General features: G+C 66.9%; 3 protein-coding genes. 1 reads left to right on the top strand and 2 read right to left on the bottom strand.

Translation table 11 applies throughout. The features are described 5' to 3' along the window. Both VIM19_12375 and VIM19_12370 read right to left on the bottom strand, forming a co-directional pair. On the bottom strand, positions 1-394 hold a 394-nt coding region (locus tag VIM19_12375), incomplete at its 3' end, for a class I SAM-dependent methyltransferase (protein ID HEY5185673.1). A 230-nt stretch (positions 395-624) separates the two neighbouring features. Next, complete coding sequence (locus tag VIM19_12370) at positions 625-1884, bottom strand: transposase (GenBank protein HEY5185672.1); 1260 nt, start codon at positions 1882-1884, stop codon at positions 625-627. Between the two features lie 320 nt (positions 1885-2204). Between VIM19_12370 and VIM19_12365 the strand changes: the two genes are divergently transcribed. Then, positions 2205-2696: DUF2397 family protein (locus VIM19_12365; GenBank protein ID HEY5185671.1), on the top strand; the 492-nt coding region annotated here is incomplete at its 3' end.

The raw sequence follows: 2696 nt of genomic DNA, 5'->3' as shown, positions 1-2696 counted from the left end.
CGTCGCGATCGTCAACACCGGGGATGTTGTGCAGAGCCAAGCTGGAGACGACCAGGTCGAAGCTGGCGTCTTCGAAGGGCAGGGCACGCATGTCGCCGGTGACCAGGTCAACCCGGTCGGCCAGGTCTTCGACCTCCGCGTTGTGCTGCGCAGCGGCCTCGGTGTTCCCTGACTGGTCCTTGGCTCGCCACGCGTCGAGCCCGATCACCTTGCCGGTGGTCAGTCGGCGGGCGACCGTCAGCAGCACGGCACCCCGTCCGCAGCCCAGGTCGAGCACCTGCTCGGTGCCGGTCAGGTCGAGTGCGTCAACCTCGCGCGCCCAGACCACGAACTTGCCGCGCGTCGTGGCGTACAGGTACGTTCCGGCGCGGAATCCTTCGATCACGGCGCCCATGAGCAGCAGTCGTCCGACCCGACGCCTGGCGGCCAGAGCCCTGACGCTGCCAACGACCAGACCCGCCGTCGCTAGCGCGAGGACGGCCAGTGGAGCCGGTCCGTCGACACCATAACGAGCCCGGCGTCGGCTCATTCGGCTGCCCGTCATCTCTGCCTCCCTGGTCAGATGAGGTTCCGCCCGGAAAAGTGCCGTTCGGCAGAAGTGGACTTTCGCACTCTTCGATTCGGCTATGCGGCGTAGGCGAGCGTGTCGAGTAGGGCCTCAGTGATTTTGGTGTCGTCGGGTTCGGAGCGGGACATTGCTGTAATTCGTTGGGACCACAGCACGCGGCGGAGCGCGGCGAGGGCGTCGAGGAAGCTGGGCGTGGCTTTTGACGGGTACCAGGGCCGCGGGATCCAGGTGTGGCCGCGGGGGTGGGTTTGGAGGTAGAAGCACCAGATCATTGCGTGCAGCCACAACGAAAGCGCGGCGGCGCGTTCGGGACCTCGGCGTTTCCACGATTGGGGGTTCTGGGCGCCGAGGTCTTGTTTGACGTCGCGGAAGCAGACCTCGATGGCCCACCGGGCGGCGTAGCGAGAGATGACGTCGGTGGCGGTGGCGGTCAGGTCGGTGGTGAAGAAGTAGTCGTCGGGCTCGATGCCGTCGGGGTCACGCATGATGACCATGGCGACCAGGTCGGTCTTGTTCACCCGGTACCAGAGCACGTCACGGGTGTGGACCAGCCTGGCCCGGGTGGTGCCGCGGACGTCGACCTCAACTGGTGTCCAGGCCCGCTTGGGCAAGGTCGCGGACAGTGCCGCGGGGGTGGGGAGCCGGTCGCCCTTGGTGCGCGGCCGTCCGCGCCGTCCGGTGTGTGCTGGTGCGGGCTCGTAGAGGGCGGCGTCGCGGCGCATCCGCGAAGTGAGGTGGGTCCGGGGCAGGTCGGCTCCGGCGAGGGTGGCGTACGCGCCGTCGGCGCACAGGTGGATGGACCGGTCGGGGAACCAGCCGGTGATCTCGCGGATCATCGTCGCGGCGTGGACGATGGTGGTGGTGGCGTCGTGCTTGCGGTGGACTCGGACGTTGACCGGGACCGCGATCGGGCACCCGCCCCACGGCGGCCGGACCTGCAGGGTGATCACGACCAGGTTCAGCCCGCGGGCGTACACGACCTTGCGCAGGGTGGAGCGGACCGCGTCGCGGAAGGTCCCGGCCCCTTCGACCTTGCGTCCTTCGTGGTGGAACAACGTGTCATCGCAAGCCAACTCGACCACACCTGTGGGGCAGCAGTGGGCGAGCAGGTGGCCGGCGAGGGCCTGCCAGAGCCGGTTCATCGACCAGGCCCCGTCGCGGACGAACCGGTGGTAGGCGTCGTGGGCACGCCGCCCGGCCGGGTCGGCCACGGCGATCATCGCGGTGATGGTGCGCCGTCCCGGAGCGCAGACCCAGCCAGTCATGAGGTCGGTGAAAATCGCGAGGCTCGGCGCGGTGAACACCGCGGTGACCATCCCCAGAAGATGCTGCCAGCCGGCTACCGGGGTCTGTGGCGAGTCCGCAACGCCTGCACCCCCTGGTTGGCCTGCGCCTCGAGCTCCTCGCGTGCGCCTTGGTAGCGGGCCAGTGCCGCTTGCACCGCGGGAACCTCGCCCGGGCGCAGGCTGATCGTCACCGACCTGCCCGACAGGCTCACCGAGAGTGCCGGACTCTCGTGCGGTTGCCCGGTCGCGCACCGACACGTCGGTTTCCCGCACCGGCGGCGGATCGTGATCAGCGTTCCGCGCACCACCCTCGGGATCGCTTCGTGTTGGTCTGCATTGCTCACCATGTGATGCTCTCACAATCACTCCCATCTGTCACTTCTATAAGTGACAGATGGGACGACCGAAGTCACGTCGCCACGCGGGTCAGAGTCAGATCAGGTGCTCACCGAAGTGATCGAGAAGGCCGGCAGAGGCACACCCAAAAATGCGAAAGTCCACTGACGGCGAACGCAGCCCTATTCATGCACAAGGTCAATAAGCTGCTCGGCTCACCGGTTGTGAACGGCGAGGAGTTCGCCCTATTTAAGGCCGATACGATCGCCTATCTCAACGACTTCCTCGCCGATCTCGATACGCTGTCGCTGGACATTCGTGGCTGCCTGGACGTGCTGAACGGGTATGGCGCAGACGCGTTACAACGGGCGTTGCTCGCTGGTGAGCGTTCATCTGGGGAGTTCGCCCCGCTGTCCAACGAAACCAACCCCACCTGGGCGCTCGTGACGCGCACACATCTTGCTGGCACTGAATCTTGGTTTCGTGCCGGTGCCGATGCGGGCGCA

The sequence above is a fragment of the Actinomycetes bacterium genome, from assembly GCA_036510875.1.
Taxonomy (GTDB): domain Bacteria; phylum Actinomycetota; class Actinomycetes; order Prado026; family Prado026; genus DATCDE01.
The sequence above is the reverse complement of the archived record's forward strand: the minus strand, read 5'-3'. Positions and strand labels throughout refer to the sequence as shown.